At 71.4% G+C, this 25889-nt stretch carries 23 protein-coding genes and 1 pseudogene; 7 read left to right on the top strand and 17 right to left on the bottom strand.

Features of this window, described 5'->3' with window-relative positions:
• Positions 1 to 82: 82 nt before the first annotated feature.
• The 8 genes from ACH4DZ_RS15530 to ACH4DZ_RS15495 all read right to left on the bottom strand — a co-directional run bounded on the left by ACH4DZ_RS15530 (position 83) and on the right by ACH4DZ_RS15495 (position 7256).
• On the bottom strand, positions 83 to 1570 hold the full coding sequence (locus ACH4DZ_RS15530; protein WP_398287582.1) for a hypothetical protein: 1488 nt from the start codon (positions 1568 to 1570) through the stop codon (positions 83 to 85).
• Positions 1567 to 2142, bottom strand: a complete 576-nt coding sequence (locus ACH4DZ_RS15525) for a SigE family RNA polymerase sigma factor (RefSeq protein ID WP_398287759.1) — start codon at positions 2140 to 2142, stop codon at positions 1567 to 1569. The genes ACH4DZ_RS15530 and ACH4DZ_RS15525 overlap by 4 nt, the downstream gene beginning before the upstream one ends.
• A gap of 444 nt (positions 2143 to 2586) precedes the next feature.
• Entirely contained in the window at positions 2587 to 3642 is a 1056-nt protein-coding gene (locus ACH4DZ_RS15520) for an aspartate-semialdehyde dehydrogenase (RefSeq protein WP_398287758.1), read from the bottom strand.
• 46 nt (positions 3643 to 3688) lie between these two features.
• Positions 3689 to 4963, bottom strand: coding sequence for an aspartate kinase (locus ACH4DZ_RS15515; RefSeq protein WP_107018122.1), 1275 nt, complete (start codon positions 4961 to 4963; stop codon positions 3689 to 3691).
• A 299-nt stretch (positions 4964 to 5262) separates the two neighbouring features.
• Positions 5263 to 5325 carry a hypothetical protein gene (locus tag ACH4DZ_RS15510; RefSeq protein WP_398287757.1) on the bottom strand — a complete coding sequence of 21 codons (63 nt, stop codon included), beginning with the start codon at positions 5323 to 5325 and terminating at the stop codon, positions 5263 to 5265.
• A 160-nt stretch (positions 5326 to 5485) separates the two neighbouring features.
• Positions 5486 to 6151, bottom strand: a complete 666-nt coding sequence (locus ACH4DZ_RS15505) for a DUF5063 domain-containing protein (RefSeq protein ID WP_398287581.1) — start codon at positions 6149 to 6151, stop codon at positions 5486 to 5488.
• Between the two features lie 50 nt (positions 6152 to 6201).
• Positions 6202 to 6801, bottom strand: a complete 600-nt coding sequence (recR, locus tag ACH4DZ_RS15500; RefSeq protein ID WP_189773119.1) for a recombination mediator RecR — start codon at positions 6799 to 6801, stop codon at positions 6202 to 6204.
• A gap of 110 nt (positions 6802 to 6911) precedes the next feature.
• Entirely contained in the window at positions 6912 to 7256 is a 345-nt protein-coding gene (locus ACH4DZ_RS15495; RefSeq protein WP_398287580.1) for a YbaB/EbfC family nucleoid-associated protein, read from the bottom strand.
• A 358-nt stretch (positions 7257 to 7614) separates the two neighbouring features.
• On the opposite strand from ACH4DZ_RS15495, the gene ACH4DZ_RS15490 reads away from it, so the two are divergent.
• The gene (locus ACH4DZ_RS15490) at positions 7615 to 8352 is read left to right on the top strand and encodes an SLATT domain-containing protein (RefSeq protein WP_398287579.1); all 738 of its coding nucleotides are present in this window, start codon (positions 7615 to 7617) and stop codon (positions 8350 to 8352) included.
• A gap of 138 nt (positions 8353 to 8490) precedes the next feature.
• On the opposite strand, the gene ACH4DZ_RS15485 is transcribed toward ACH4DZ_RS15490, so the two are convergent.
• The 3 genes and pseudogenes from ACH4DZ_RS15485 to ACH4DZ_RS15475 form a co-directional block, all read right to left on the bottom strand.
• On the bottom strand, positions 8491 to 10545 hold the full coding sequence (locus ACH4DZ_RS15485; protein WP_398287578.1) for a serine/threonine-protein kinase: 2055 nt from the start codon (positions 10543 to 10545) through the stop codon (positions 8491 to 8493).
• A gap of 192 nt (positions 10546 to 10737) precedes the next feature.
• Positions 10738 to 11202 (bottom strand): annotated as a pseudogene (locus ACH4DZ_RS15480) (MarR family winged helix-turn-helix transcriptional regulator); the annotation flags it as partial.
• A gap of 14 nt (positions 11203 to 11216) precedes the next feature.
• Positions 11217 to 11831, bottom strand: coding sequence for a type 1 glutamine amidotransferase family protein (locus ACH4DZ_RS15475; RefSeq protein ID WP_398287577.1), 615 nt, complete (start codon positions 11829 to 11831; stop codon positions 11217 to 11219).
• Between the two features lie 242 nt (positions 11832 to 12073).
• On the opposite strand from ACH4DZ_RS15475, the gene ACH4DZ_RS15470 reads away from it, so the two are divergent.
• From ACH4DZ_RS15470 to ACH4DZ_RS15460, 3 genes are all read left to right on the top strand, one after another.
• Positions 12074 to 13432: an aspartate aminotransferase family protein gene (locus tag ACH4DZ_RS15470; protein WP_398287576.1), complete on the top strand. Its 1359-nt coding sequence runs from the start codon at positions 12074 to 12076 to the stop codon at positions 13430 to 13432.
• A gap of 128 nt (positions 13433 to 13560) precedes the next feature.
• Positions 13561 to 14292, top strand: coding sequence for a GntR family transcriptional regulator (locus ACH4DZ_RS15465; RefSeq protein WP_398287574.1), 732 nt, complete (start codon positions 13561 to 13563; stop codon positions 14290 to 14292).
• Positions 14293 to 14463: 171 nt separating this feature from the next.
• Positions 14464 to 15114: a hypothetical protein gene (locus ACH4DZ_RS15460; RefSeq protein WP_398287573.1), complete on the top strand. Its 651-nt coding sequence runs from the start codon at positions 14464 to 14466 to the stop codon at positions 15112 to 15114.
• A 274-nt stretch (positions 15115 to 15388) separates the two neighbouring features.
• Here ACH4DZ_RS15460 and ACH4DZ_RS15455 read toward each other — a convergent pair whose 3' ends face one another.
• Positions 15389 to 16675 carry an adenylosuccinate synthase gene (locus tag ACH4DZ_RS15455; protein WP_398287572.1) on the bottom strand — a complete coding sequence of 429 codons (1287 nt, stop codon included), beginning with the start codon at positions 16673 to 16675 and terminating at the stop codon, positions 15389 to 15391.
• Positions 16676 to 16865: 190 nt separating this feature from the next.
• On the opposite strand from ACH4DZ_RS15455, the gene ACH4DZ_RS15450 reads away from it, so the two are divergent.
• Positions 16866 to 17774: a diacylglycerol kinase gene (locus ACH4DZ_RS15450; RefSeq protein ID WP_398287571.1), complete on the top strand. Its 909-nt coding sequence runs from the start codon at positions 16866 to 16868 to the stop codon at positions 17772 to 17774.
• A gap of 227 nt (positions 17775 to 18001) precedes the next feature.
• Here ACH4DZ_RS15450 and ACH4DZ_RS15445 read toward each other — a convergent pair whose 3' ends face one another.
• The gene (locus tag ACH4DZ_RS15445) at positions 18002 to 18520 is read right to left on the bottom strand and encodes a GbsR/MarR family transcriptional regulator (RefSeq protein WP_398287570.1); all 519 of its coding nucleotides are present in this window, start codon (positions 18518 to 18520) and stop codon (positions 18002 to 18004) included.
• Between the two features lie 133 nt (positions 18521 to 18653).
• Here ACH4DZ_RS15445 and ACH4DZ_RS15440 point away from each other — a divergent pair, with 133 nt between their 5' ends.
• Both ACH4DZ_RS15440 and ACH4DZ_RS15435 read left to right on the top strand, forming a co-directional pair.
• Positions 18654 to 19568, top strand: a complete 915-nt coding sequence (locus tag ACH4DZ_RS15440) for an ATP-binding cassette domain-containing protein (RefSeq protein ID WP_398287569.1) — start codon at positions 18654 to 18656, stop codon at positions 19566 to 19568.
• Positions 19565 to 21208, top strand: coding sequence for an ABC transporter permease (locus tag ACH4DZ_RS15435; protein WP_398287568.1), 1644 nt, complete (start codon positions 19565 to 19567; stop codon positions 21206 to 21208). Before ACH4DZ_RS15440 ends, ACH4DZ_RS15435 begins: the two co-directional genes overlap by 4 nt.
• A 176-nt stretch (positions 21209 to 21384) precedes the next feature.
• Here ACH4DZ_RS15435 and ACH4DZ_RS15430 read toward each other — a convergent pair whose 3' ends face one another.
• From ACH4DZ_RS15430 to ACH4DZ_RS15415, 4 genes are all read right to left on the bottom strand, one after another.
• Entirely contained in the window at positions 21385 to 22605 is a 1221-nt protein-coding gene (locus ACH4DZ_RS15430; RefSeq protein WP_398287567.1) for a cytochrome P450, read from the bottom strand.
• Positions 22606 to 22760: 155 nt separating this feature from the next.
• Positions 22761 to 23426: a response regulator gene (locus tag ACH4DZ_RS15425; RefSeq protein WP_398287566.1), complete on the bottom strand. Its 666-nt coding sequence runs from the start codon at positions 23424 to 23426 to the stop codon at positions 22761 to 22763.
• Entirely contained in the window at positions 23423 to 24784 is a 1362-nt protein-coding gene (locus tag ACH4DZ_RS15420) for a sensor histidine kinase (RefSeq protein ID WP_398287565.1), read from the bottom strand. The genes ACH4DZ_RS15425 and ACH4DZ_RS15420 overlap by 4 nt, the downstream gene beginning before the upstream one ends.
• A gap of 105 nt (positions 24785 to 24889) precedes the next feature.
• Positions 24890 to 25756, bottom strand: coding sequence for an alpha/beta hydrolase (locus ACH4DZ_RS15415; protein ID WP_398287564.1), 867 nt, complete (start codon positions 25754 to 25756; stop codon positions 24890 to 24892).
• Positions 25757 to 25889 lie beyond the last annotated feature (133 nt).

Below are 25889 nucleotides of genomic sequence, written 5' to 3'. Positions count from 1 at the left end.
CCCGTACCCAGTACCTGGCGCCCGGTACCTGCCACCCGCTACCTGATGCCCGGGCCCGAGCGGCAGCGCGGGCCCGGCGCGGTCAGGAGCCGGCCAGTACGCCGGTCCGGTAGACCGTCCCGGCACACGCGTTGGACACGGTCGTCGCGGTCGCCGGTGCGCCGCCCTCGGCCGTGTAGGACACGCTGACGCTTCCGTCGACGGTCCCGTCGGCCCTCATGAGCTGCGTGTCCACACCGCTGGTGCCCTCCGAGGCCGTACCACCGCTGTCCCCGGTGGGGTCCTCCGTGGGGGTCGGGTCGGGCGTGGGTTCCCCGCCGCCGGTGCCGCCTCCGTTGGTCGGGCAGGTCGCCGAAGGCACCCAGGCGAACTTCACGTGGTACGTCCCGCCCGGCGGCAGTAGCAGGGAGGCGGCGTAGGTGGACGGGTCGGGCAGTCCGGCGGCGGGGTCGCCCGCCATGTGCAGAGCCGTCGTGAGCTGGGACTGGTCCGCGGCGCCCACCGCGGTCGGCGACACCGAGCCGTCGCCGACGACCGTACAGCTGGCGGTCGAGACGTTGGTGACCGTGAAGGTGCCGTAGACCGCGCCGGTGGCGTCGGGGGTGCCACCCCCGGCGGCGGCGGTGAGCTGCGTCGGTGAGCAGGTCGGCGCGCTCGCGGTGGAGGTCGTGGGCTGGGCGCCGGCCGTGCCGCCGTCGCCTCCCTTGCCCTTGCTGGTCTCACCCTTCTTGTCGCCCTTGCCGGTGCCCTTGGACGAGCCCGAGGAATCGCCGGAGCCCCTTCCCGAGGAGGCTTCCTTGCCCTCGTTCGCACCGCCCTGGGTCGCCGAGGTGTTGCCCGCCATGGTCGGGTCGGCGTTGGAGCCCGTGGAGTTCGAGACGTGCACGAGGGCCGGGACGGCGGTGCCGATGAAGAGCGCGGCGGCGGCCATGCCGACGAGGGCCTGGCGCTTGCGTGCCCGCCTGGCCGGTACCGCGCGCCGCAGATGGTCCAGCGTGCCGTCGGTCGGCTCGATCTCCTCGACGGCCTGGTGCAGCAGTCGCCGCAGGGCCAGCTCGTCGGAGCCGAACCCGTCCGGTCCGGACCCGCCCGTGCCTCCGGGCTCCGAGCCGGCGGACTCCGTACCCGTGGACTCCGTACCCGAGCCCCCCACGCCACCCGAGCCGCCCGAGTCGCCCACGCCGTCCAAGTCTCCCGCATCGCCCGAGGAGTCCTTCGTGGACCGAGGGGACAGGGGCGACGGAGGGGACAGGGGCGAGACCTTGGTCGGTGCGTCGGCGGAAGCCTTCTCCGGCGTGCTGCCCGCGGCCTCGGCCGGGGACGTGTCCGGCGACTCGACCGCGTCGCCGGGGTCGACCGACTCGACCGAGTCGTCCGAGGCGTCCGGGGGACCACCCGGCGAGCGGTCCGACGGGCGGCCTTCCGTATCCGTGCGGCCCGACTCTTCCGGGCCCGAGTTCTCCGAGGGGCCGTGATTCACAGTTCCGTTCCCAGCGTGCAGCTCTTGCTCGTCGTCGTCGCCGTGGCGACCGTGCTCGTCGTGGCGCGCTCGCTCGTCGTGCCCGCTCATGCCGACGCCTCCATGGCGATGCGCAGCGCGGCGATGCCGCGCGACCCGTACGCCTTCACGGAGCCCAGGGAGACACCGAGGGTCTCGGCGACCTGCGCCTCGGTCATGTCCGCGAAGTACCGCAGGACCAGGACCTCGCGCTGGCGTCTCTGGAGCCCCTTCATCGCCTTGATCAGGGCGTCGCGCTCCAGCTGGTCGTACGCTCCCTCCTCCGCGCTCGCCATGTCGGGCATCGGCTTGGAGAGGAGCTTCAGACCGAGGATGCGCCGCCGCAGGGCGGAGCGCGAGAGGTTGACGACGGTCTGGCGCAGATAGGCGAGCGTCTTCTCCGGGTCGCGCACGCGCTTGCGCGCCGAGTGCACCCGGATGAAGGCCTCTTGGACGACGTCCTCACAGGACGCGGTGTCGTCGAGAAGGAGCGCCGCGAGGCCGAGGAGCGACCTGTAGTGGGCGCGGTAGGTCTCGGTGAGATGGTCGACGGTGGTGCCGGCCGCCAGGGCCTCGTCAGCGCCTTCACGCTGATTCGGGATGTGGGTCGGCCGCGCTGCGGGCATGGGGGCGATCACCGGCATGCCGCCGCCGGACGCGCCGGACGTGCGGGGTCGGCGGGGCGGACGGAGGGTCGTGCCCCGCGTCGCCACAGTGAATTCGAGAACCTCAGCCACGCCAGTTGGACACACGTCCCCCCGTCGGGGTTGTACGCGACAGGCATCACGTTTGCGTCGGACCTCATGCCGGGCCGTGCGCTAAGTGTCCTCATACGTAAAAGCCCATCCCCTATGCCCCATATGAACGTGGCGTCCGGTCACCCCTGAAGGGCGACCGCAAAGACGCTCCCCGCCCTCCGCGCGGTTGCGGAGAACGGGGAGGAAAATCTTCGAACGCCAGAGGTTTGGTTCCTGTGGTCCGGACCACAGCTTCGGCCACGATCGAACCATAGAAGTCGCACAGATCCTACAAAACATTCAACTTACGACCAGTGAATTTGCCACCGGGGCGGTCGGCCCCGGGACGGGTCACAGCTCGGCCGCCACCAGTTCCGCGATCTGCGCGGTGTTCAGCGCGGCGCCCTTGCGCAGGTTGTCGCCGCAGACGAAGAGCTCCAGCGCCGTCGGGTCGTCGAGGGCCCGGCGCACCCGCCCGACCCAGGTGGGGTCCGTACCGACCACGTCGGCCGGCGTCGGGAACTCCCCCGCCTCGGGATTGTCGAAGAGCACCACTCCGGGTGCCGTGGCGAGGATCTCCCGCGCCCTGCCCACCGTCACCTCGCCCTGGAAACGGGCGTGGACGGTCAGCGAGTGCGTGGTGACGACCGGCACACGGACACAGGTGACGGCGACGGGCAGGTTCGGGAGCCCGAGGATCTTGCGGGACTCGTCCCGCACCTTCATCTCCTCCGAGGACCAGCCGTCCTCGCGCACGGTCCCGGCCCACGGCACCACGTTGAGCGCCACCGGCTCCGGGAACGGCCCGGTGTTGTCCCCCACGGCCCGCCGTACGTCGCCGGGGGTCGTCCCCAGTTCCGTACCGGCGACGAGCTTCAGCTGCTGCCGCAGTGTGTCGACCCCGCGCTGCCCGGCCCCGCTCACCGCCTGGTACGAGGACACCACCAGCTCGCGCAGCCCGAACTCGGCGTGCAGCGCGCCCAGGGCCACGATCATCGACAGGGTCGTGCAGTTGGGGTTGGCGATGATGCCGCGCGGCCGGACACGGGCGGCATGCGGATTGACCTCGGGCACCACGAGCGGCACCTCGGGGTCCATCCGGAACGCGCCCGAGTTGTCGACCACGACGGCACCCTTGGCGGCGGCCACCGGCGCCCAGCGCGCGGCCACCTCGTCGGGTACGTCGAACATGGCGACGTCGACCCCGTCGAAGGCCTCCTCCGCCAGGGCCACCACCTCGACCTGCTCGCCCCGCACGGTCAGCTTGCGGCCGGCCGAGCGGGGCGAGGCGATCAGGCGGATCTCGCCCCAGATGTCCGCGTGCTGGGACAGGATCTGGAGCATGACCGTGCCGACGGCTCCGGTCGCACCCACGACCGCGAGCGTCGGCCGCCCGGTCGCCGTCACCTTCCCCGTCCCCGTCACCGTCGTACGCCTCCGTACGAGGGGACGGTCATCGTCCGGTGCCTCCGTAGACCACGGCCTCGTCGCTGTCGGAGTCGAGCCCGAAGGCGCTGTGCACGGCGCGCACGGCCTCGTTGACGTCGTCCTGGCGGGTCACGACCGAGATGCGGATCTCGGAGGTCGAGATCAGCTCGATGTTGACGCCCGCGTCGGACAGCGCCTGGAAGAACGAGGCGGTGACGCCCGGGTTGGTCTTCATACCCGCGCCGACCAGGGAGATCTTGCCGATCTGGTCGTCGTAGCGCAGCGACTCGAAGCCGATCGCGCCCTTCGCCTTCTCCAGGGCCTCGATGGCCTTGTGGCCCTCGGACTTGGGGAGGGTGAAGGAGATGTCCGTGAGGCCCGTGGAGGCCGCGGACACGTTCTGCACGATCATGTCGATGTTGATCTCGGCGTCCGCGATCGTCCGGAAGATCACCGCGGCCTCGCCCGGCTTGTCCGGGACGCCGACGACTGTGATCTTGGCTTCGGAGATGTCGTGCGCGACTCCGGAGATGATGGCGTGCTCCACCTGCGCGTCCCCTTGCGGATTCTCGTTGCTGACCCAGGTGCCGCGCAGTCCCGAGAAGGACGAGCGGACGTGGATCGGGATGTTGTATCGGCGTGCGTACTCGACGCAGCGGTGCAGCAGCACCTTGGAGCCCGAGGCGGCGAGCTCCAGCATGTCCTCGGAGGAGATCCAGTCGATCTTCCGGGCCTTCTTCACCACCCGCGGGTCGGCGGTGAACACACCGTCGACGTCCGTGTAGATCTCGCAGACCTCGGCGTCGAGGGCGGCGGCGAGAGCGACGGCCGTGGTGTCGGACCCGCCGCGCCCCAGCGTGGTGATGTCCTTCTTGTCCTGGCTGACGCCCTGGAACCCGGCGACGATCGCGATGTTGCCCTCGTCGAGCGCCGTCCTGATGCGGCCCGGCGTGACATCGATGATGCGCGCTTTGTTGTGGACGGAGTCGGTGATCACGCCTGCCTGGCTGCCGGTGAAGCTCTGGGCCTCGTGGCCCAGGTTCTTGATGGCCATGGCCAGCAGGGCCATGGAGATCCGCTCTCCCGCTGTCAGCAGCATGTCGAACTCACGCCCGGCAGGGATCGGGGATACCTGCTCGGCGAGATCGATCAGCTCGTCCGTCGTGTCACCCATCGCCGACACCACGACGACGACCTGGTGGCCGTCCTTCTTGGCGTCGACGATTCGCTTGGCGACACGCTTGATGCCCTCGGCATCGGCTACGGAGGAACCTCCGTACTTCTGCACGACAAGGCCCACGTGCGCTCCTCGCTCAATCCGTCTCGTACCGCACGACTGCGGTCGGCTCAGTCTAACGAGCGGCCGAATTCCACCCGAGTGATATCGCATCGTGAGATGTCCCGCTCACGTGTTGATCACCCGGTCCGGTCGGGTCCGGTCCTGCGGTCGGCCGATCGGTCGGCTCCCGCAGTCCGGCCCTCCGGCCGCTCCAGGACCGCATCTGCCCGTCCGGGACTCGACTCACTCGCAAAGTGCGCCGGGTCACACGTGTGAGGGTGGATTTCGGGCGCCCATGCCCGTGCCCCTGGAGCCGGGACTCAGACTCCGGGCTGAGCTGCGGCGACGAAGGCGGCCCAGGCGGGGGCGGGGATCACCAACACGGGCCCCTCGGCGGCGAGTTCGGTGTCACGTATGTGCCTCTGCGGTGGTGCAGCGAGCCCACGGCCGCGGCGCCGTTCGTGGAGGCGGGGCGGTTGGGGGAGGTGCTGGGGAGGGTGGGGCCGTAGGCCTGTCCTGCCGGCCCCACCCTCGTACGCCGCGCTACTTGACCTCGCGCAGGCCCAGGCCCAGCGGAGCCGCGATCTCCTCCGCCATCACCCGGCCCGCCTCCTCCGCGAGGGCGTCCTCGCTGAACTCCTGGTCGGTGTCCAGGCCGTCCAGCTCCTGCAGGGGCTGGTTCAGCCGGACGTGCGCCACCAGGGACTGCAGGGCGCGCAGGGTGGCCGAGGCCGTGGAGCCCCAGTTCGAGAAGTACGAGAACTGCCACCACCACATGGCCTCGGTGGTGCGGCCGGCGCGGTAGTGGGCCATGCCGTGCCGCAGGTCCGCCATGACGTCGGCCAGATCGTCCGAGATACGGGCCGGGACGGGGGGCTTACGGGGCTCGTACGGGTCGAAGACCTCGGAGTAGACGTCGACCGGGTCGAGCATCTCGGCGAGGCGCTCGCGCAGTTCGTCGACGTCCGGCTCGGGGCCCAGATCGGGCTCGTACCGCTCGTCGGGAAGGATGTCCTCGTGCGCGCCGAGACGGCCGCCGGCCAGCAGGAGCTGGGAGACCTCCAGGAGCAGGAAGGGGACGGCCGAGTCCGGCTCGTCGCCTCTCGCGACCTCTGTCACCGCGACGAGGAAACTCTCGATCTGATCCGCGATCTGGACCGAGAAGTCGTCGGGGTCGGGATCGGTCGCGTGCAGCGTGGCGTCAGACATCTAGGAGCCGGCCTTCCTCAAGAACTTCGTCCCTTACATCAACCAGTCGTTCAGACATCCAGCAGCCGCCTTCCCTCGAAGGCGCGTCCCAGGGTGACCTCGTCGGCGTACTCCAGGTCGCCGCCCACCGGCAGCCCGCTGGCGAGGCGGGTGACCCGCAGGCCCATGGGTTTGATCATGCGGGCGAGATAGGTGGCCGTGGCCTCGCCCTCCAGGTTCGGGTCGGTGGCCAGGATCAGTTCCGTGACCGCGCCGTCGGCGAGCCGCGCCAGCAGCTCCCTTATGCGCAGGTCGTCCGGGCCCACGCCCTCGATGGGACTGATCGCGCCGCCGAGCACGTGGTACTTGCCCCGGAACTCGCGGGTCCGCTCGACGGCGACCACGTCCTTCGGCTCCTCGACCACGCAGATGACCGAGAGGTCGCGGCGCGGGTCGCGGCAGATGTTGCACAGCTCCTCCTGCGCCACGTTCCCGCAGGTGGCGCAGAAGCGGACCTTCGCCTTGACCTCCATGAGGCACTGCGCGAGACGGCGTACGTCCGTCGGCTCCGCCTGGAGGATGTGGAAGGCGATCCGCTGCGCGCTCTTGGGACCGACGCCGGGCAGCCGCCCCAGCTCGTCGATGAGGTCCTGGACCACGCCTTCGTACACGGATTGCCTTCCTGTTCCCACGGACTCGGTACGTACCGTAGTCGCGCTTGCTCTCTTCGTACGTACGGTAGTTGGCGGTCGCCCTTCTTAGAAGGGACCGCCGGGTTGACTTAGAACGGCAGGCCGGGGATGCCGCTGCCGCCGCCGAGCCCCTGGGCCAGCGGGCCGAGCTTCTGCTGCTGGAGCGCCTGGGCGTTCTCGTTCGCCGCCTGGACCGCCGCGACGATCAGGTCGGCGAGGGTCTCGGTGTCCGCGGGATCGACGGCCTTCGGGTCGATGACGAGGCCGCGCAGTTCGCCCGAACCCGTCACCGTCGCCTTCACCAGGCCACCGCCCGCCTGACCGTCGACCTCGGTGCGCGCCAGCTCCTCCTGGGCGTTCGCGAGGTCCTGCTGCATCTTCTGGGCCTGCTGGAGCAGCTGCTGCATATTGGGCTGGCCACCACCGGGAATCACGATCAGCTCCTGGTTCGTACGGCTGTGAGTACTGCGGTGAGTACTGCCTTCGGATACGGCTTTCGGATACGGCTTTCAGATACGGCTTTCGGGCGTGAATTCCGCCTTGGCACGAGCCTACGTGGTCTACCGGACCGTCGCTTCGGCACTCTTTCGAGTGAGAGGGCGATTTGGTCTATACCTGATCAGGACCCACATCCGAGCGGAAAAGCCCCGAAAGCAGGACTGCCCCCACCCGCGGGGAGGTAGTAAGGGTGCGGCGCATCAGCACCACGCGCCACGTTACCGTCACACAACACCACAGAACGTCACGGAACATCTCAGAACGTCTCAGAACGTCACAGCGAGGGAGCGTCGCGTGAGCCAGCCGGACATGCGGCCCGAGGGGCCGGCCCAGGGCGGTCAGGGCGACGGTCCGGTGGAGCCCGGCGATCTGATGGGGCGGGCCTTCCCACTCGGCGACTGGGGTGAGCCGGCCGAGCGGCTGGACGAGCTCTACCGGTGGGTGGAGGCGGGTGCGCTCACCACCGCGTACTGGTACCTCACCGACCGGGTGTGGAAGCGGCGGGGTGCGCGGGCCCTGCGGGCCGGGGCGGCCGCGGGGGCACTCGCCGGGGCCGGGCTGCCCCTGCTGGACCTCGCCGGGGTGCTCGGCGGGGGCGCCGCCTGGGGGTATCTGGCGTTGCTGGTGGCGGTCGCCTGCGCGGCGGGGGACCGGTTCTTCGGGGTGACGTCCGGGTGGATGCGGGACGTGGCGACCGCTCAGGCCGTGCAGCGACGGTTGCAGGTCCTTCAGTTCGACTGGGCGTCCGAGTGCGTGCGGGAGGTTCTCGGGCCGGCCGAGGGGACCGCGGGGGAGGCCGCCGAGCGGTGTCTCGGGGTGCTGCGCCGCTTCTCCGAGGACGTGACGGAGCTGGTGCGGGTGGAGACCTCGGACTGGATGGTGGAGTTCCGGAGCGGGGTGGCGCCGTTGGCGCTGCAGGCGGGTGGGGGCGGGAGTAGCTGTGCGCGGGATGCCGCGCCGACCGGACGTTCGCCGCTGCCACCGGGGACGCGGCCGAACATGCCGCGCCAGCGGCCCCCGGAGCCCCGGTAGGCGCGTTTCCCGGCCCACGCCCCCGCGATCGCGCTGGGCGTTTCCCGCCCCCGCCCCCACGATCGCGCTGCGCGCTCGTCCTCGAACGCCGGACGCCTGACGTCTGGCGCCCTACGCCTGACGCCGGGCGGGCTGTAACTACTGCTTCGTGTACGTCAGCGCGTCGCCGCTGCTCGCGTTCACTCGGCGCAGCCGGCCGTCCGGCAGGAGGGTCAACTCCGTTGCCTCGCCCGGCGAACAGGATGTGGCCGGTTCGCCGACGGTGACCTCGGACGGACCGATCCGCAGGGGACCGCCGTCGCTCGGGGCCTCGGTGAGCGCCGCCCGGAACACACAGTGGTACGTGCCGCCGTCCGCCGGTCCGTCCGCCGTGAGCGAGAGGACCGCGGCGCCCACCTCGCCCTGCTGGATGCTGAGCCGGCGGGTGTTGCGGCCCGTGGCGTTGTCGATGGACGCGGTCCAGGTGCCGAGGTACCCGGCGGGGATCGCGCCGTCCGCCGGTGTCCCCTTCCCCGTGCTGGGCGGCTGCGTCGAGGGCTCCCGGGTGGACGAGCCGGGGGTGGTGGGCGCGCCCTTCGTCCGGGACGCGCTGGGGTCGCCGCCCGCCCGGCCGTCCCCGTCACCCCTCATGAGCGCGTACACGGACGCGCCCGCGCCGAGCGCGACGACCAGCGCCACCACGATCAGCACGGCGGTGGAGCGGGTGTTCCTGCGCGGCGGCTCCGGTTCCGGCTGCGGCGCGAAGCCCGGTCCGTAGGGAGGGTTCGGTCCGTACGGAGGGTTCGGGCCGTACGGCGGGGTCGAAGCCGGGTTCGGGGCATGGCCGTCGGGGTTCGCGTAGCCGCCCGGGGGCGTCGGCCAGGCGCCGGGCCGCTGCTGGTGCGGGTAGCCGTAGCCGGCGGCGGGCTGGGGGTGTTGCTGGGGGTAGCCGTAGGCCGGGTGGACGGGGCCCGGGGCCGGGGTGTGCGCGGGCGGGGCGGCCGGAGGCGGTGCCGGGGGCCGCCCCGCGGTCATCGTCGGGAGGTGATCGGCGGAGGCGCCCGCCGGGGGTTCCGGGAGGGGCGGGGAGGAGGCGTCGGGGGTGGGGGCGTGTTCCGGCGAAGCCGTGGGAGGGGGTACGGGGGCGACGGCCGGGGTGGGCGGCCGGGCGGGTGCGGAATCCTGAGCTTTCTCGCCCGCGCCACGCCTTACCGTCCCCTCGCCCGCGCCACTCCTTCCCGTCCCCTCTCCCCCGACATTCCTTCCCGTCCCCTCGTCTCCGGGGGCCGAGACATCCGGATCCTCCGAGTCCAGCAACCGCACCGCGTGGCGGCCCAGTTGGGCCACCAGCATCCCCGGCAGCCAGGGGTCGCGGCTGCGGCCGTCCGCGACGGTGTCCTCCGCACCCGTGCGCTCCAGGATGTCGTCGAGCGTCGGGCGGGAGGCGGGGTCCTTGCGCAGGCACTGGCGGACGAGGTCGGCGATGCCCTCCGGCACCCCTTCCAGGTCCGGTTCCTCCTGCGCGATCCGGAACATCAGGGCGTGCACCCCGCTGGTTGCCGCGCCGAAGGGAAGGACGCCCGTGGCCGCGTACGACAGGACCGAGCCCAGGCAGAAGACGTCGCACGCGGGCGTGACCCGGTCGCCGCGGACCTGCTCGGGAGCCATGAAACCGGGCGAGCCGACGAGTGCGCCGGTGCGGGTGAGGCCGCCGTCGGTGACCGTCTCCAGGGCGCGGGCGATACCGAAGTCGATGACACGCGGGCCGTCGATCGTGACGAGGACGTTCGACGGCTTGAGGTCGCGGTGGATCAGTCCGGCCGCGTGGATGTCCTTGAGCGCGTGCGCGAGGCCGGCCGCGAGGATCCGTACGGAACGTTCCGGGAGCGCGCCGTGGTCGTGGCCGACGACCTCCTGGAGCGAGGGCCCTGCCACATAGCCGGTGGCGACCCACGGGATGGCCGCCTCGGTGTCCGCGTCGAGCACCGGCGCCGTCCAGTAGCCGCCCACGCGCCGGGCCGCCCGCACCTCCTGACGGAAGCGGGCGCGGAACTCCTCCTGTTCGGCGAGTTCCTGGCGGACGAGCTTGACCGCGACGGTCCGTCCGCGGTCGGAACGCGCCAGATACACCTGGCCCATACCGCCCGCACCCAGCCGCGCCAGCAGCCGATACGCGCCGATCCGGTGCGGATCCGCAGGTCCGAGCTTCTCCATCGAAACGCCGCCCTCCCCCGTACATGTGCGACAGCCCGAGGATAGTGCGGCGGAACGGGGAGGCGGCAGGTGCGGTGTCTACGGTTCCGTAACAGGAGGTGCGGGTTCCGTGGCCGTTCCGGCGCCGGCTACCGAGGCTGTTCCCGTGCCTGCTCCCGAGGCCGTGTCGGCTCGCGTGTCTGCTCCCGTGGCGGGTTCGGCGGGCGCGCCCGTGGCCGTCTCCATCGCTCCGATCAGCCGCTCCAGCACCCGTACGGTCTCGGCCAGTGCCTCCTCCCCGAGGGTTTCGGCGAGCCGGTCCGCGAGGGCCGCGTGTCCGGGGCCGATCTTCCGGACGGCCTCGAAGCCCTCCCCGGTCGGCCGGAGCAGCTTGGCGCGGCGGTGTGCGGGGTTGGGTACGTACTCGGCGAGCCCCCGCTCCACCAGCAGGTCGGCGATCCGCTGCACGCTCTGCCGGGTGATGCCCATGGCCCTGGCGATCCCCGAGACGGGCAGGGGTTCCCCCAGGACGGCACCGAGTACCTGCCACCGGGCGGCGGTGAGCCCGGCCGGCCCGGCCAGTTCCTCGGCGACGCCCAGGTACTGGCCGTTCAGCCGGAAGACCGCGAGCGCGCTCCGGCTGAACAGGTCCTGGCGTTCCCTGCCCGCCTCGCCCATCCCACCTCCTCCACTCACTGTCCGGCCGCCTCAAGGATTTCGTACGCCTGCGCGTCCGAGTCGTGGAACAGCCGGTACCAGGCGTCGAGCACCTCTCCCTCGTACACGCCGAGCAGTGCGAACACCTCCCGCGCGAACGCGACGGGCTCGGTGGGTCCGGCGGTGACGAGCCCGCCGTCCGTCACGGCGTCGGCGTCCACGTACCGGTCGCCGCCCCGGTAGCCGGTGGCGGCCAGGTAGAAGGACACGGCTCCGGTGTGCGCGCGGTCGTCGAGCAGGCCCTCCCGGGCGAGTCCCGCGGTGGCCCCGCAGATCGCGGCGACAGGCACGCCGGCCGCCAGGAACTCCCGCGCCGTGCGGGCGAAGGGGACGAGTTCGTCGCCCGTGTCCCAGAGGTCGGCGCCCGGCAGGATCAGCAGCGCGGCGTCCTCGGGGCGTACGCCGTCGAGCGTCACGTCGGGCCGGATCCGCAGCCCGCCGACGGACCTCACCGGGTCGCCGGACAGGCCGACCGTCCGGATCTCGTAGCCGGCGCGGGCGAGGTACGCGGTCGTGTGACCGGTCTCCCAGTCGGCGAGCGTGTCGTAGACGGCGAGGTACACGGGCTTGCGGGCGGGACTGCGGGTCATGGCTTCTCCTCGGTCGCTCACTGGGTTACTCACTCGGGCATTCGCTCACTCGGTTATTCGGTCGGTCGGTTATTCGGTCGGTCGATGTGTCAGCATGCTGTCATTTGGACAGCACGCTGTCAACGAATCTCCCGGCGTCCCGGCGGGGCCTCCCCACACACGACAACCTGTCGCTTTCACGGCCGCACCGCAGACAGGACGCCGATGTCGCACCCGTGCCCCGGACACCTACCCTCGGGCGCATGACCCCTCAGCCCAATCCCCAGGCCGGCGCCGCCGTGAAGGCCGCGGACCGTGCACACGTGTTCCACTCCTGGTCGGCGCAGGAGCTCATCGACCCGCTCGCCGTCGCCGGTGCCGAGGGGTCCTACTTCTGGGACTACGACGGCAAGCGGTATCTCGACTTCACCAGCGGGCTCGTCTTCACGAACATCGGCTACCAGCACCCGAAGGTCGTCGCCGCGATCCAGGAGCAGGCCGGGAAGCTGACCACCTTCGCGCCCGCCTTCGCCGTCGAGGCGCGGTCGGAGGCGGCGCGGCTGATCGCACAACGGACGCCGGGCGACCTGGACAAGATCTTCTTCACCAACGGCGGCGCCGAGGCCGTCGAGAACGCCACCCGTATGGCCAAACTGCACACCGGCCGCCCGAAGGTGCTGAGCGCCTACCGCTCCTACCACGGGGCCACCGCCGCCGCGATCAACCTCACCGGCGACCCGCGCCGTTGGCCGAACGACAGCGGGACGGCCGGGGTCGTGCGCTTCTGGGCGCCCTTCCTCTACCGCTCCCCCTTCCACGCCGAGACCGAGCAGCAGGAGTGCGAGCGCGCGCTCCAGCACCTCGCCGACACCATCGCGTTCGAGGGCCCGGCCACCATCGCCGCGATCATCCTGGAGACGATCCCGGGCACGGCCGGGATCATGATCCCGCCCCCGGGCTACCTGGAGGGTGTCCGCGCGCTCTGCGACCAGTACGGCATCGTCTTCGTCCTGGACGAGGTCATGGCCGGCTTCGGGCGTACGGGAAAGTGGTTCGCCGCCGACCACACCGGTGTCGTACCGGACCTGCTGACCTTCGCGAAGGGCGTGAACTCGGGGTACGTGCCGCTCGGTGGTGTCGCCATCTCCGGGGCGATCGCCGACACGTTCGCCCGGCGCCCGTACCCCGGCGGACTCACCTACTCCGGGCACCCGCTCGCCTGCGCCGCCGCCGTCGCGACCCTGAACGTGATGGAGGAGGAGGGCGTCGTCGAGCAGGCCGCCCGGCTCGGCGAGACCGTCCTCGGTCCCGGGCTGCGCGAGCTGGCACAGCGCCACCCGAGCATCGGAGAGGTGCGCGGCACCGGCGTCTTCTGGGCCCTGGAACTCGTACGGGACAGGGAGACCCGCGAGCCACTCGTCCCCTACAACCCGGCGGGTGAGGCGAACGCCCCGATGGCGGCCTTCGGCGCGGCGGCCAAGGCGCACGGACTGTGGCCCTTCATCAACATGAACCGCACCCATGTCGTGCCGCCGTGCAACATCACGGAGGCGGAGGCCAAGGAGGGCCTGGCCGCGCTCGACGAGGCCCTCTCCGTGGCGGACGAGCACACGGCCCGGTAGGGCCGGGCAGGAGGGTGTGACGGAGGACTCCCACAATCCGGGTGGCCCGACATCGAACGCGTAAGGTGACTGGCTCGTAGAGATGAGCGAGTACTTATTCGATGTTCGATGGGGGAAGGACCCGGACGATGCCCGCCACCGGCAGCGGCAATGGCGCCGTGACCCGCAGCACCCTGCGGCAGCAGATCGCGGACGCGCTGCGCGACGAGGTGCTCGCCGGGCGCCTCCAGCCGGGCAAGGAGTTCACGGTCAAGGAGATCGCCGAGCAGTACGGCGTCTCCGCGACCCCCGTCCGTGAGGCTCTGGTCGATCTGTCGGCCCAGGGCCTCCTGGACGCGGACCAGCATCGCGGGTTCCGCGTCCACGAGTACTCGCTGAGCGACTACCGGGGCATGATCGAGGCCCGCAGCCTCGTGACGGAGAGCATCTTCCACGGGCTGCTGGACGCGACGGCCGCCACCACCCGGGGAGCCCGCGCCGCGCTCGCCACCCGCACCGACGATCCGCGCACCTCCGCCGCGCTCGCCGGGGTGCGCCGCCGCGGCGAGGAGGCGCAGCGGGCCGCCGCCGCGGGCGATCTGAACATCCTCATCGGCTACGACCTGCGCTTCTGGCGCGAGCTGAGCGGCTTGTTCGGCAACCCGTACCTCGCCGACTTCCTGCACCGGCTGCGCGTCCAGTCCTGGGTGTGCGCGGTCCAGCACCTGCGCCGGATCGAGGACCTGCGCGGCCATCTGTGGGCCGAGCACACCGACCTCGTGGACGCCCTCACACGGCGGGACGCCCCGGCTGCGCACGAGATCGTCACGGCGTACAACACCCACTCGCTGGCACTCATCGAGCTGCTGGCCCAGGGCTGAGAGCCGTCGGCCCAGGGCCGGGCGCGGTCGGTGCGGGGCCGAGAGCCACGGGTCGGCGGTGGATCGGCGGTGGGCCGGCCGGTGTGGGGTATCCGACCCGCACGAAGGGGACCTAGCGTGCCCTCACCCATTACGCTGCCTTGACCACCGTGCTGAACGAGGAGTTCTCAGTTGGCCTGTGACCTGTGGCTGGTCCCACTCGTCGACGTGTTGTGCCACACCCCCGACAATCCCTTCGCCGAGGAACTCGCGCTCTACGACAAGGTGCTGGGCGAGGCAGGCCTCCCGCCGGTGCCGGTGTACGCGTACATGCCGGGCCTCTCCGGTGACGTGGCGCCGGTCGCCGGTTTCGACTACGACGCGCTGCACTTCCTGCGCCGCGCCTACCTTCTCCAGGTGTGCCAGCTGCCGGTGACGCCGGTCGGCGAACTGGGCGGCGACTACGAGCAACTGCTGGAGATGTTCGACACGACGGCCCAGCAGTCCCACCTGGTCTGGCACTACGACCACGCGGGCGCGTACGTCCCGGTGGACTTCCCGCACCCGCTGTCGAGCGACGAACTGCTCGCGGGAGGCGGCCCGTTGGGCTCCTCCCAGGTGCTGCTGCGCGAGCTGGAACTGGTCGCGCCGTCGATCGGCATCGACCCCGCCAACCCGCCGCTGCCGCCGCAACCTCCGATGGCACCGACGGAGTTGGAGGAGCCGGCCGCCCCGGCGCCCTTCGACGCGAGCCCGTTCGCCCGTGAGCGCCACGTATGGCTGGGCCTGCACGCGGCGGCGACCCGGAGCCTCGCCCAGGGCTCGATGATCATCTTCAGCTAGGGTCCGGGCGACCGGCCTCTGACCTCGCGGATCCAAGCGTACGCGTACTTGCTCAGGCTATGCCCGTTATGCCGGTACTGACAGGCCGGTGCGGCGGCGGTGTGGGCGGGCATGACCAGGCACCGGACGACGAACGCGTCCCGGACGACTGCGCCGGATCCTCGACGGCACACCGCCGCCTCGTACGAAGGGTTCGTACGAGGCGGCGGTCACGCGCGTGTCACCCACGCGCCGGGCGGTACCACCGCGGAGCAGGCTCACCCTCGGAGCGGGCTTACCGCAGGAACGAGTTGATCTCGATCGTCTCGTCGCGGCCCGGGCCCACGCCGATGGCGGAGATCGGGGCGCCGGACATGTCCTCCAGCGCCTTCACGTACGCCTGGGCGTTCTTCGGGAGGTCGGCGAAGGTCTTGGCCTTCGTGATGTCCTCCGACCAGCCGGGCAGGTTCTCGTAGATCGGCTTCGCGTGGTGGAAGTCGGTCTGCGAGTAGGGCAGCTCCTCGACGCGCTTGCCGTCGATCTCGTACGCGACACAGACCGGGATCTCGTCCCAGCCGGTGAGGACGTCGAGCTTGGTGAGGAAGAAGTCGGTCAGGCCGTTGACGCGCGTCGCGTAACGGGCGATGGGCGCGTCGAACCAGCCGCAGCGCCGGTCGCGACCGGTGGTGACACCGCGCTCGTGGCCGATGCGGCGCAGCGCCTCACCGTCCTCGTCGAGCAGCTCGGTCGGGAACGGACCCGCGCCGACCCGGGTCGTGTACGCCTTCAGGATGCCGATGACCCGGCTGATCTTCGTCGGGCCGACACCCGAACCCGTGCAGGCGCCGCCCGCGGTGGGGTTCGACGACGTCACGAAGGGATACGTGCCGTGGTCGATGTCCAGCAGCGTGCCCTGGCCGCCCTCGAAGAGGACCACCTTGTCGTCGTCGAGCGCCTTGTTGAGCACCAGGACGGTGTCGGCGACGTACGGGCGCAGCTTCTCCGCGTAGGTCAGCAGCTCCTCGACGATCTGCTCGGTCTCGATGGCGCGGCGGTTGAAGACCTTGGTGAGGAGCTGGTTCTTGCCGTCGAGGGCCGCCTCGACCTTCTGCGTCAGGATCGACTCGTCGTACAGGTCCTGGACGCGGATGCCGACGCGGTTGATCTTGTCGGCGTAGGTCGGGCCGATGCCCCGGCCGGTGGTGCCGATCTTCCGCTTGCCGAGGAAGCGTTCCGTCACCTTGTCCACCGTCACGTTGTAAGGCGTGATGATGTGCGCGTTTCCGCTGATGAGGAGCTTGGACGTGTCGACGCCTCGCTCGTTCAGTCCGTTCAGCTCGGAGAACAGGACCGACGGGTCGACAACGACTCCGTTACCGATGACCGGGGTGCACCCCGGCGAGAGGATTCCGGAAGGGAGGAGGTGGAGGGCGTACTTCTGATCGCCCACGACTACCGTATGGCCGGCGTTGTTGCCGCCTTGGTAGCGCACCACATAGTCCACGGAACCACCGAGCAGGTCGGTGGCCTTTCCCTTGCCTTCGTCACCCCACTGAGCACCGAGCAGCACAAGTGCGGGCACGCGCGTACACCCCTTCCGGGCGGGGCATGTCCAAGGTCGGGGACGTACGCGGCTGTATCTGGTACGGCTGCGTACGCCGGCGACCACCTTTGGCCGCGACCGTCGGACCGGATGCCCCGGAATAGACGAAGCCCCTGGCGCAATAGCGCAAGGGGCTCTTGCACAAAGATGCTACCCGAGGAAGCGAGGCATGACCGAGGTGGCGACTTCCGACCAGCTCCTGGTGGTCATCGACCCGGTCGCCCGTCACGGTGACGGTGAGGCGGTACGGATCGCAAAAGACGTGCTCAGCGCGGGTGCGACGACAAAAGTGTGCCTCCCTGACGGGCCCGAGGAATTCGATCGGGCACTGGTCCGGAGAGGGTCGCGGCGACCCGTCGTGATCGGGGACGACCGGGCGCTGTTGCGCGCTGTGTCCCTTTTGCACCGGCGGCGCGAGCTGGCTGGATGTGCGCTGTCCCTGGTGCCGGTGGGCGCCGGCGGCGGAACGCTGACGCTCTCGCGGGCCCTCGGCGTGCCCATGGGGGCCGTCGCGGCGGCACGGGCGGTGCTCGACGGGTCCGAGCGGCGGCTCGACCTGCTGGTGGACGACAGTGACGGGGTGGTGCTGGGGGCGCTGCGGATTCCGCCGCTGGGCGGGGACGGGGACAGGGGCGGGGGTGCGGGTGCCGGTGCGCGGGCCGGTGCCGGTGGGGCCGGATCCTCGGCGGCGGACGGCTCGCGTCACCACCCGCACTGGCTGCGGACCTGCCAGTCCCTCGTCCGCACGCTCGCCGCGCGGCCCGCACGGGCACCGGCGTCCGCCTCACCCGGGCCCGCCCGGCTGCGGATCGAGGTCGACGGACGGACCCTCGTCGACCTGGACCAGCCCGTGGAGGCCGTGTCGATCACTCCGGGAGCCGCCGGGGGTGGTGCGCGGGTCGAGATCCGGCCCGTCTCCGTCGGGGCGGAGGCCGCGCCGCTGGAGGCCGTGGGCCGGACGATCACCGTGTCGGGGGCGGATTTCCGGTATCGGGCGGATGCGGTGGTGGGGGGGCCGGTACGGACGCGGACGTGGACCGTCCGGGAGGGGGCTTGGGGGTTGACTCTGCCGAGGTAGCGTGCGGCGGGGGGCATGCCCGGGTTTTCTCGCCCCCGCCGCCCCTACCCGTTCCCGTCCACGTATGGGGGCTCCGCCCCCGAACCCCCGGTCCTCAAACGCCGGACGGCTGAAACGTATTCAGCCCGTCCGGCGTTTGAGGACGAGCGCGCAGCGCGATACGGGGGCGAGGGGCGCAGCCCCATGCAGTGACGGGAAGGGTAAGGGCGGCGGGGGCGGAGAAACGCCTAGTCGGCACCGAAGTGCCGTTCCCGGTGCACCCGCCACCGATCCATCATCAGCGCCACCTCCCCGTCGACGAACTCGAAGAACGCGAGCGTCTCGGCCAACCGCCGCCCCGCCGGACTGCCCCCACCCAGGCTGTCCACGCCCTCGCGCAGAGCCCGCTCCCAGCTCTTGAGGACCGCCTCACGATTGGTGAGCGCTTCGTACCACTGGTTGCTGTGCACCCGGTACCGCTCGCGCCGCGATCCGGGCTCACGCTCGCGCGCGACCATGTGCTGCTGCGCGAGATAGCGCACCGCCCCGGACACGGCGGCCGGACTGATCCGCAGCTGTTCGCCCAGTTCGACCGAGGTCATGATCCCGGAGTCGGAGGACAGCAGCGCGGCGAACACCCGGGCCGGCATCCGCTGCATCCCGGCCTCGACGAGCTGCGCGGCGAAGCTCTCCACGAACTTCGAGACCGCCTCGGCGTCACGCGCCGCGCCCTCGCCTTCCCGTGCCGCCCCACTCGGTTCCGCCATCCCGCGATCCACCCTCTCCCACGCCTCTCGCCCGTACCCCTCGCCTGTACCCCTTGCCCGTGGTCGAGTCTATCCGTCGTTCATACGCTTCTTTAACTTCACAAGTTTGTGAAATCAGCGTACGTTCTGAAGCATGACGCAGGCAATCACGGTCTCCGGACTGCACAAGTCGTTCGGCGGCACGCACGCGCTGGACGGTCTCGACCTCGTCGTGGAGACCGGCGAGGTCCACGGCTTCCTCGGCCCCAACGGCGCAGGCAAGTCCACCACCATCCGCGTCCTGCTGGGCCTGCTGCGCGCCGACTCCGGTGCCGTCCAGTTGCTGGGCGGCGACCCGTGGGCCGACGCGGTGGAACTGCACCGCCGGGTCGCCTACGTCCCCGGCGACGTGACGCTCTGGCGCAACCTGTCCGGCGGCGAGGTCATCGACCTGTACGGGCGTCTGCGCGGCGGCCTGGACCGGGCGCGCCGCGCGGACCTGGTCCAGCGCTTCGAACTGGACCCCACGAAGAAGGGCCGCACCTACTCCAAGGGCAACCGCCAGAAGGTCGCCCTCGTCGCCGCCTTCGCCTCGGACGTGGACCTGCTGATCCTGGACGAGCCCACGTCGGGCCTGGACCCCCTGATGGAGGAGGTCTTCCAGCGGTGCGTGGAGGAGGAACGCGACCGGGGCCGTACCGTCCTGCTGTCCTCCCACATCCTCAGCGAGGTCGAGGAGCTGTGCGACAGGGTCAGCATCATCCGCAAGGGCGTCACGGTCGAGACCGGTTCGCTCGCCGATCTGCGGCACCTCACCCGCACCAGCGTCACCGCCGAACTCGCCGGACCCCCCGGCGGACTGGCCGCCCTGCCCGGCGTCCACCACCTCGACGTCCAGGGCACCCAGGTCAGGCTCCAGGTGGAGAGCGACAAGCTGAACGCCGTACTGCGCTCGCTCACCGAGTCCGGCGTACGGTCCCTCACCTCGACGCCCCCGACCCTGGAGGAACTCTTCCTGCGCCACTACCAGGAGGACGCCCGGGCGAAGGCGGAGGTAGCGTCCCGATGACCGCCGCCGTGACCTCGCCCGCCGGGCCTGCCGGGCCTGCCGGGCCTGCCACCGTACGGGGCAGGGGTTCGCGCCCACTGGCGGGAACCTGGCCCCTGCTGCGGCTCGCACTGCGCCGGGACCGGGTGGTGATCCCGCTATGGGTCGGCGTGGTCGCCCTGATGGTGGTCTCCATGCCGGGCTCCCTGAAGAGCGTGTACTCCACGGCCGCCGAACGCACCGAGCTCGCCCGGCAGATGCTCACCAACAGCTCCCTGCGCGCCATGTACGGGCCGGTGTTCGGCGACTCGCTCGGCGGTCTCGTGGCGTGGCGCATCGGCGCGTACGCGGGGGTGTTCGCCGGGATCATGAGCCTGGTCGTCGTCGTACGGCACACCCGGGACGAGGAGGAGAGCGGCCGTCAGGAGATGGTCTCGGCGGGCATGGTGGGCCGCCGCGCCCCGCTGACCGCCGCGCTCCTCGCCGCCCTCGTCGCGAACACGGCCCTCGCCCTTCTCATCACCGCCGGCCTCGCCGGACAGGGCTCGTCGGGCGCCCTGGCGCTGGGGCTCGGCACGGCCGGGGTCGGCATGGTGTTCGCGACGGTGGCGGCGGTCGTCGCCCAGCTCACGGAGAGCGCGCGGCTCGCCAAGGGGCTGACGGGCGGCCTGCTGGGCGCGGCGTTCGCTCTGCGGGCGGCAGGCGACTCCTCGGTGAGCGACGGCTCGTCCGTGCTGACGTGGCTGTCCCCCGTCGGCTGGCTGGAGAACCTGCGTCCCTTCGCGCACGAACGCTGGTGGGTTCTGCCGCTCTTCGCCGCCGCCGTCACGCTCCAGGGCGCTACCGCGTACGAACTGGCCGGGCGCCGCGACGTCGGCATGAGCTTCCTGCCGACCCGGCCCGGCCCCGCCGCCGGCCGCCTCGGTACGGCGGGCGCGCTGGCCTGGCGACTGCAGCGCGGCAGCCTGCTCGGCTGGAGTCTCGGCTTCCTCGCCGCCGGGGCCGCCTTCGGCGGGGTGACGAAGGGGGCGACGGATCTGGTCGGCGACAACGAACGCACCCGCGAGATCATCGAGCGCATGGGCGGGCAGTCCGGTATCACCGACGCGTTCCTCGCCACGATGGTCGGCATGCTCGGCATGGTCGCCGCGCTGTACGTCGTCCAGTCCGTGCTGCGGCTGCACGGCGAGGAGACCTCCCAGCGCGCCGAACCGGTCCTCGCGGGCGCGGTGGGCCGCCTGCGCTGGGCCGGCGGCCATCTGCTGATCGCCTTCGGCGGGGCGGTGCTGATCATGCTCCTCGGCGGCCTGGGCCTGACAGCCGGCTACGGCCGGTCCCTCGGCCCCATCCTGGGCGCCTGCCTGGTCCAACTCCCCGCGATCTGGACCATCGGCGCCCTGGCGGTCCTCCTGTACGGGGTGTCGCCACAGGTGGCTCCGGCCGCGTGGGCGGTGGCCGGCACCGCGCTGCTCCTGGGCTGGATCGGCCCTGCCCTGGACCTCCCCGCCCCGGTGCTGGACCTCTCGCCCTTCGGCCACCTGCCGAGACTCCCCGGCGGCGAGATGACCTGGACACCGGTACTGGCACTCACGGCGATCGCGACGACCCTGGCCGCGGCGGGCCTGACAGCTTTCAGACACCGCGACCTGACAACGGGTTGAGGCGCGGGAGGCGCCGTCAAGGGGCGCGGGGAACTGCGCGACCAGCCACGACGCACCCGCAGCCGACTCACGTTGTAGGGGCGCGGGGAACTGCGCGCTCCGCCCCCACCGGGCCCGCAGACGAAAGCGACACCCCACCCACCCCGCCCCGGTCCGGTCCGGTACGCCCCGGTGCGTCAGACCTCGACCAGCAGTCCCTCCAGCCCCCGAATCACAAAGTTCGGCTTCCGCGAAGGCTCGGCCGCGAGCCGAAGCGAGGGAGCCTGCTCCAGCAACGCCCCCATGGACGCGGCGAGTTCGAGCCGGGCGAGCGGCGCCCCGATGCAGTAGTGGATACCCGCGCTGAAGGAGATGTGCGGATTCTCCACCCGGGACAGATCGAGCGACTCCGGCTCGGCGAACACCGCCGGGTCGTGGTTGGCCGCCCCGAAGAGCAACGCCACCTCGCTCCCCCGCGGGATCACCGTCCCGTCGACCTCGATCTCGTCCAGCACCCACCGCTCGAACAGCTGCAGCGGGGTGTCGTACCGCATCAGCTCCTCCACCGCCGTACCCACCAGCCTCCGGTCCGCGCGCAGCGCCGCCAGCTGCTCGGGGTGCCGGAACAGTGCCCACCAGCCGTTCACCGTGGCGTTCACCGTCGCCTCGTGGCCCGCGTTCAGCAGGAGGACGCACGTCGAGATCATCTCCTGCTCACTGAGCCGGGCCCCCTCGTCGTACGCCGCGATCAGTCCCGAGATCAGGTCGTCCCCCGGCTCCCTGCGCCGTACGGCGATCAGCTCCCGCAGGAACTCGGTGAACTCGACCGACGCCCGTACCGCGTTCTGCGCCGTCTCCTTCGACGGGCTCAGCTCGTACATCCCGCAGATGTCCGCCGACCAGGGACGCAGTTGCGCCCGCTCGGACTCCGGGATGCCCAGCATCTCCGCGATCACCGCCACCGGGAGGGGCTCGGCGACGACCGTCAGCAGGTCTCCGCCGCCCGCCGCGACCAGCTCGCCCACCAGGTCGGACGCCAAGCGGTCCACGTACGGCCGCAGCCGCTCGACCGTGCGCGGCGTGAACGCCTTCGACACCAGCCGCCTGATCCGTGTGTGGTCCGGTGGTTCCAGGTCGAGCATGCCGTGGTCGTTCAGCACGTGGAACGGCTCGTGCTCGGGCGGTGGTGGCGTGCGTCCGAAGTCCTCGTGCGTGAACCGGTGCTGGTAGGTACGGCCCAGCCTGCGGTCCCTCAGCAGCGTCGACACGTCCGCGTGGTGGGGTACCAGCCACTGGTTGGTGGGCTCGTAGTAGTGGACCCTGCCGTGGGCGCGGAGGTCCGCGTACGCGGGGTACGGGTCTGCCAGGAAGGTCTGGTCCCAGGGGTCGAAGGACTTCGGGGTGTTGATGGCTGCCATGAGCGGACGCTAGCCGGTGGTGTCCCTGTCTGGACAGGGCCTGCCCTCTTGAACTGGGGCTTCGCTCCGCGGGAGGTCGCTTTCGGCTGCGGGTCCGCGAGGGCTGGCCGCGCCGTTCCCCGCGCCCCTTTGGGGGGGGCTTCCCCCGGGGGCGGTCAGCCTGGGGTTACCAGGCGGGCCTCGTAGGCGAAGACCGCTGCCTGGGTTCGGTCTCTCAGGCCGAGTTTCACCAGGACGCGGCTCACGTGGGTCTTGATGGTGGACTCGGCCACGACCAGGCGGGTGGCTATCTCCGCGTTGGACAGGCCCTGGGCGATGAGGACCAGCACCTCGGTCTCGCGGTCGGTCAGGTCGCCGTACGCCGCGTGCGTGGTGGCCGACCAGCGGGGCTCCTCGGACAGCTTCGAGAACTCGGTGATCAGCCGCTTCGTCACCGAGGGCGCCAGCAGTGCCTCGCCGGCCGCCACCACCCGTACCCCGTCCGCGAGCTGCCGGGCCGAGGCGTCCTTCAGGAGGAAGCCCGACGCCCCGGCCCGCAGCGCCTGGTACACGTACTCGTCGAGGTCGAACGTGGTCAGCACGAGCACCTTCGCCGAGCCGTCCGCCGCGACGATCTCGCGCGTCGCCTCGATGCCGTTCATCTCGGGCATCCGGATGTCCATCAGGACGACGTCCGGTGTGAGCTCCCTGACCCGGTCGACCGCCTCGCGGCCGTTGACCGCCTCGCCCACCACCTCGATGTCCGGCATCGCGCCGAGCAGCACCGAGAACCCCTCGCGGACCATCATCTGGTCGTCGGCGATCAGTACCCGAATGGTCATGCCGTGTCCTCCTCCGCCGACGCCGTCGACGCCGCCGCCGACGAGACCGGCAGGAAGACCGCGACCTCGTAGCCCCCGTCGTCCGTCGCCTCCGCCGTCATCTCCCCGTCCAGCATCGACACCCTCTCCCGCATGCCCGTGACGCCGTGTCCGGCACCCGGCGACGGCTTGACCAGCCCGGTCGCCGGACCGTTCACCACGCGCAGCCCGAGCCCGCCGAGCACATAGCTGACCTCCACCTTGGCCGACGCGCCCGGCGCGTGCCGCAGGCTGTTGCTCAGCGCCTCCTGGACTATTCGGTAGGCGGACAGCTCGACACCCTGCGGAAGCTCCCGCACCGCACCGGTGACCGTGCTGTCCACACCCAGGCCGGCGTCGCGCACGTTCTCCAGGAGGCGGTTCAGGTCCGCGAGCCTGGGCTGCGGGGCGTCCGGGGCCTCGTAGTCCTCCGCCCGTACGACGCCCAGGACCCGGCGCAGCTCGGAGAGCGCTATGACCGCGTTCTCCCTGATCACCTTGAAGGCGTACTCCAGCTCCGGCGGGGGGTTCTCCACGCGGTAGGGCGCGGCCTCCGCCTGGATGGCGACCACCGACATGTGGTGGGCGACCACGTCGTGCAGTTCGCGGGCGATCGTCGTGCGCTCTTCGAGAAGGGTGCGCTTGGAACGCTCGTGCGCGGTCACCGTCTGCTGGGCGGTCACCTTCTGCGCGGCCTCGCGGCGCACGTGCCACACCGTGACGACCAGCAGGACCAGTGCGCTCACGAACAGGAAGGGCATCGTGTTCGTGTAGTCGTGGCCGCCTGGGAAGAAGCCCTCCGAGACGAGGCCGTAGGCCGCGGTGATCGCCCACATCCAGCCTGCCGTGCGAGGCCTTGTCCGCATCGCCACGACCGTGAGGACGACCAGCTGGGTCGCGAAGGCGCCGGGTGCCCAGGGCCACTCGCTGTCCCACCAGTTCCCGAACTGGGCCGTGACCAGTGCCACCGCCAGGGAGGACCAGAAGGCGACCACCGGCCTGAGCAGGGTCAGCAGAATCGCGCCCATCCCCATGAGGCCGGTCAGGAACTGTGCCAGATCGCCGCCACCGTTGCCCGCGAGGGAGATGAGCAGCGTGATCACACCGGCCAGCACCACCAGGGCGTGCGGGAGCAGGGTGGCCCGCTCTCTCAGAGCCGGCGGCAGACTTCGGACGACGGGACCGTCCGCCCGCGTCCTCGGCAGCGGGCGGAGGGCGAAGGCGTCATGGAACAGGTCCTGCCGCAGCCCCCGTGACACGTCCATCGCGAGCTGGAACTCGGGGCTGCGCGGCCGTCCGCCGCCTGGCTGTCTCATCTGCGTCTGGGTCGTCTCGGTCATGTACAGAACGTAGGCGGGGGCGGGGGCGGCGGTCGTCACCAGTGAGACGGGTCCTCGCGCCTCCTTCTCAGGTACTACGGGGTGGCCCGGTGGCCCGGGCCCGCCCTACCAGGCCAGTTGGGCGATCTCCTCCGCCACCACCGCGCACGCGTCCGCCGCCGGGTCGATCAGGGGGAAGTGGCCGACGTCCTCCAGGAGCGTCAGGCCCACCACCTCACCGGCCTTCGCCGCGGCGTCCGCGTATGCCTCGGCGACCGCCTGTGGCACGACGGTGTCCGTCCGGCCCTGTACCAGCGTCGTGGCGATACCCGTCGGGAGGAGCAGGGCCGGGTCGGCGTACGGCTGTCGTTCTTCGAACCTGGTCGCGCCGCCGAGGAGTTGAAGCGTGGCCCCGGAGCAGACGTCCAGCTTCTCCGCGACCGTGAAGTCGGCGATCGGGGCCAGGGCGACGACACCGCGCAGCGGGGCCGGCCTCTCCAGGTACCAGGGCGCGTCGGTCGGCAGCAGGTGGCGGGCGGCCGCCCAGAGCGCCAGCTGACCGCCGGCCGAGTGGCCGGTGACCACCGTGCGGCGGACGTCGGCTCCCGGCAGGGCCTTCCGTACGAGAGCCGGTATCGCGTCCAGCGCCGCCGCGACGTCGTCGAAGGTGTCGGGCCAGCGCCCCGCCACCGGGCCCGTGCCGCCCTGGGCCGGGATCGTGCCGCCGCGCCGGTACTCGACGTTGGCCACGGCGAAGCCCCGCCGGGCCAGGAAGTCCGCGAACGGGGTGATGTGCCGCCGGTCGTACGGGGCACGCCAGGCGCCGCCGTGCAGGACGACGACGAGCGGGGCCGACTCCTCACCGCCGCGCGGTGCGTAGAAGTCGACGACCTGGTCGGGGTGGTCGCCGTACGCGGCGGTGGCGTCGGGGTCGACGGGCGGATGGGAGAAGGCCGACTCCTCCTCCGCGGCGTCGCGGGCGTCGTCCGGCATGCTCCAAGCCTCTCAGCGGTGCGGTGTTCGTTCCCCGGCCCGTGAACTCTCGGAGCTTGCGGTCAACGTGCTCCGGAACGCGGGTCGTTGGCGGGACGGTATCAGGCCGGTGACGTGCGCCTACACACCGCCG

The organism is Streptomyces sp. NPDC017991, from assembly GCF_044328075.1.
In the GTDB taxonomy this organism is placed as follows: Bacteria; Actinomycetota; Actinomycetes; order Streptomycetales; family Streptomycetaceae; genus Streptomyces.
This window is presented reverse-complemented; position numbering and strand designations above follow the sequence as displayed.

Bases quoted from the DNA above. Each gene is read 5' to 3' on its own strand.
- ACH4DZ_RS15420 (WP_398287565.1), bottom strand. From the start codon at position 24,784: ATGACCGAGACGACCCAGACGCAGATGAGACAGCCAGGCGGCGGACGG.
- ACH4DZ_RS15425 (WP_398287566.1), bottom strand. From the start codon at position 23,426: ATGACCATTCGGGTACTGATCGCCGACGACCAGATGATGGTCCGCGAG.
- ACH4DZ_RS15440 (WP_398287569.1), top strand. From the start codon at position 18,654: ATGACGCAGGCAATCACGGTCTCCGGACTGCACAAGTCGTTCGGCGGC.
- ACH4DZ_RS15475 (WP_398287577.1), bottom strand. From the start codon at position 11,831: ATGACCCGCAGTCCCGCCCGCAAGCCCGTGTACCTCGCCGTCTACGAC.
- ACH4DZ_RS15415 (WP_398287564.1), bottom strand. From the start codon at position 25,756: ATGCCGGACGACGCCCGCGACGCCGCGGAGGAGGAGTCGGCCTTCTCC.
- ACH4DZ_RS15445 (WP_398287570.1), bottom strand. From the start codon at position 18,520: ATGGCGGAACCGAGTGGGGCGGCACGGGAAGGCGAGGGCGCGGCGCGT.
- ACH4DZ_RS15450 (WP_398287571.1), top strand. From the start codon at position 16,866: ATGACCGAGGTGGCGACTTCCGACCAGCTCCTGGTGGTCATCGACCCG.
- ACH4DZ_RS15430 (WP_398287567.1), bottom strand. From the start codon at position 22,605: ATGGCAGCCATCAACACCCCGAAGTCCTTCGACCCCTGGGACCAGACC.
- ACH4DZ_RS15525 (WP_398287759.1), bottom strand. From the start codon at position 2,142: ATGCCGGTGATCGCCCCCATGCCCGCAGCGCGGCCGACCCACATCCCG.
- ACH4DZ_RS15505 (WP_398287581.1), bottom strand. From the start codon at position 6,151: ATGTCTGACGCCACGCTGCACGCGACCGATCCCGACCCCGACGACTTC.
- ACH4DZ_RS15470 (WP_398287576.1), top strand. From the start codon at position 12,074: ATGACCCCTCAGCCCAATCCCCAGGCCGGCGCCGCCGTGAAGGCCGCG.
- ACH4DZ_RS15485 (WP_398287578.1), bottom strand. From the start codon at position 10,545: ATGGAGAAGCTCGGACCTGCGGATCCGCACCGGATCGGCGCGTATCGG.
- ACH4DZ_RS15465 (WP_398287574.1), top strand. From the start codon at position 13,561: ATGCCCGCCACCGGCAGCGGCAATGGCGCCGTGACCCGCAGCACCCTG.
- ACH4DZ_RS15530 (WP_398287582.1), bottom strand. From the start codon at position 1,570: ATGAGCGGGCACGACGAGCGAGCGCGCCACGACGAGCACGGTCGCCAC.
- ACH4DZ_RS15435 (WP_398287568.1), top strand. From the start codon at position 19,565: ATGACCGCCGCCGTGACCTCGCCCGCCGGGCCTGCCGGGCCTGCCGGG.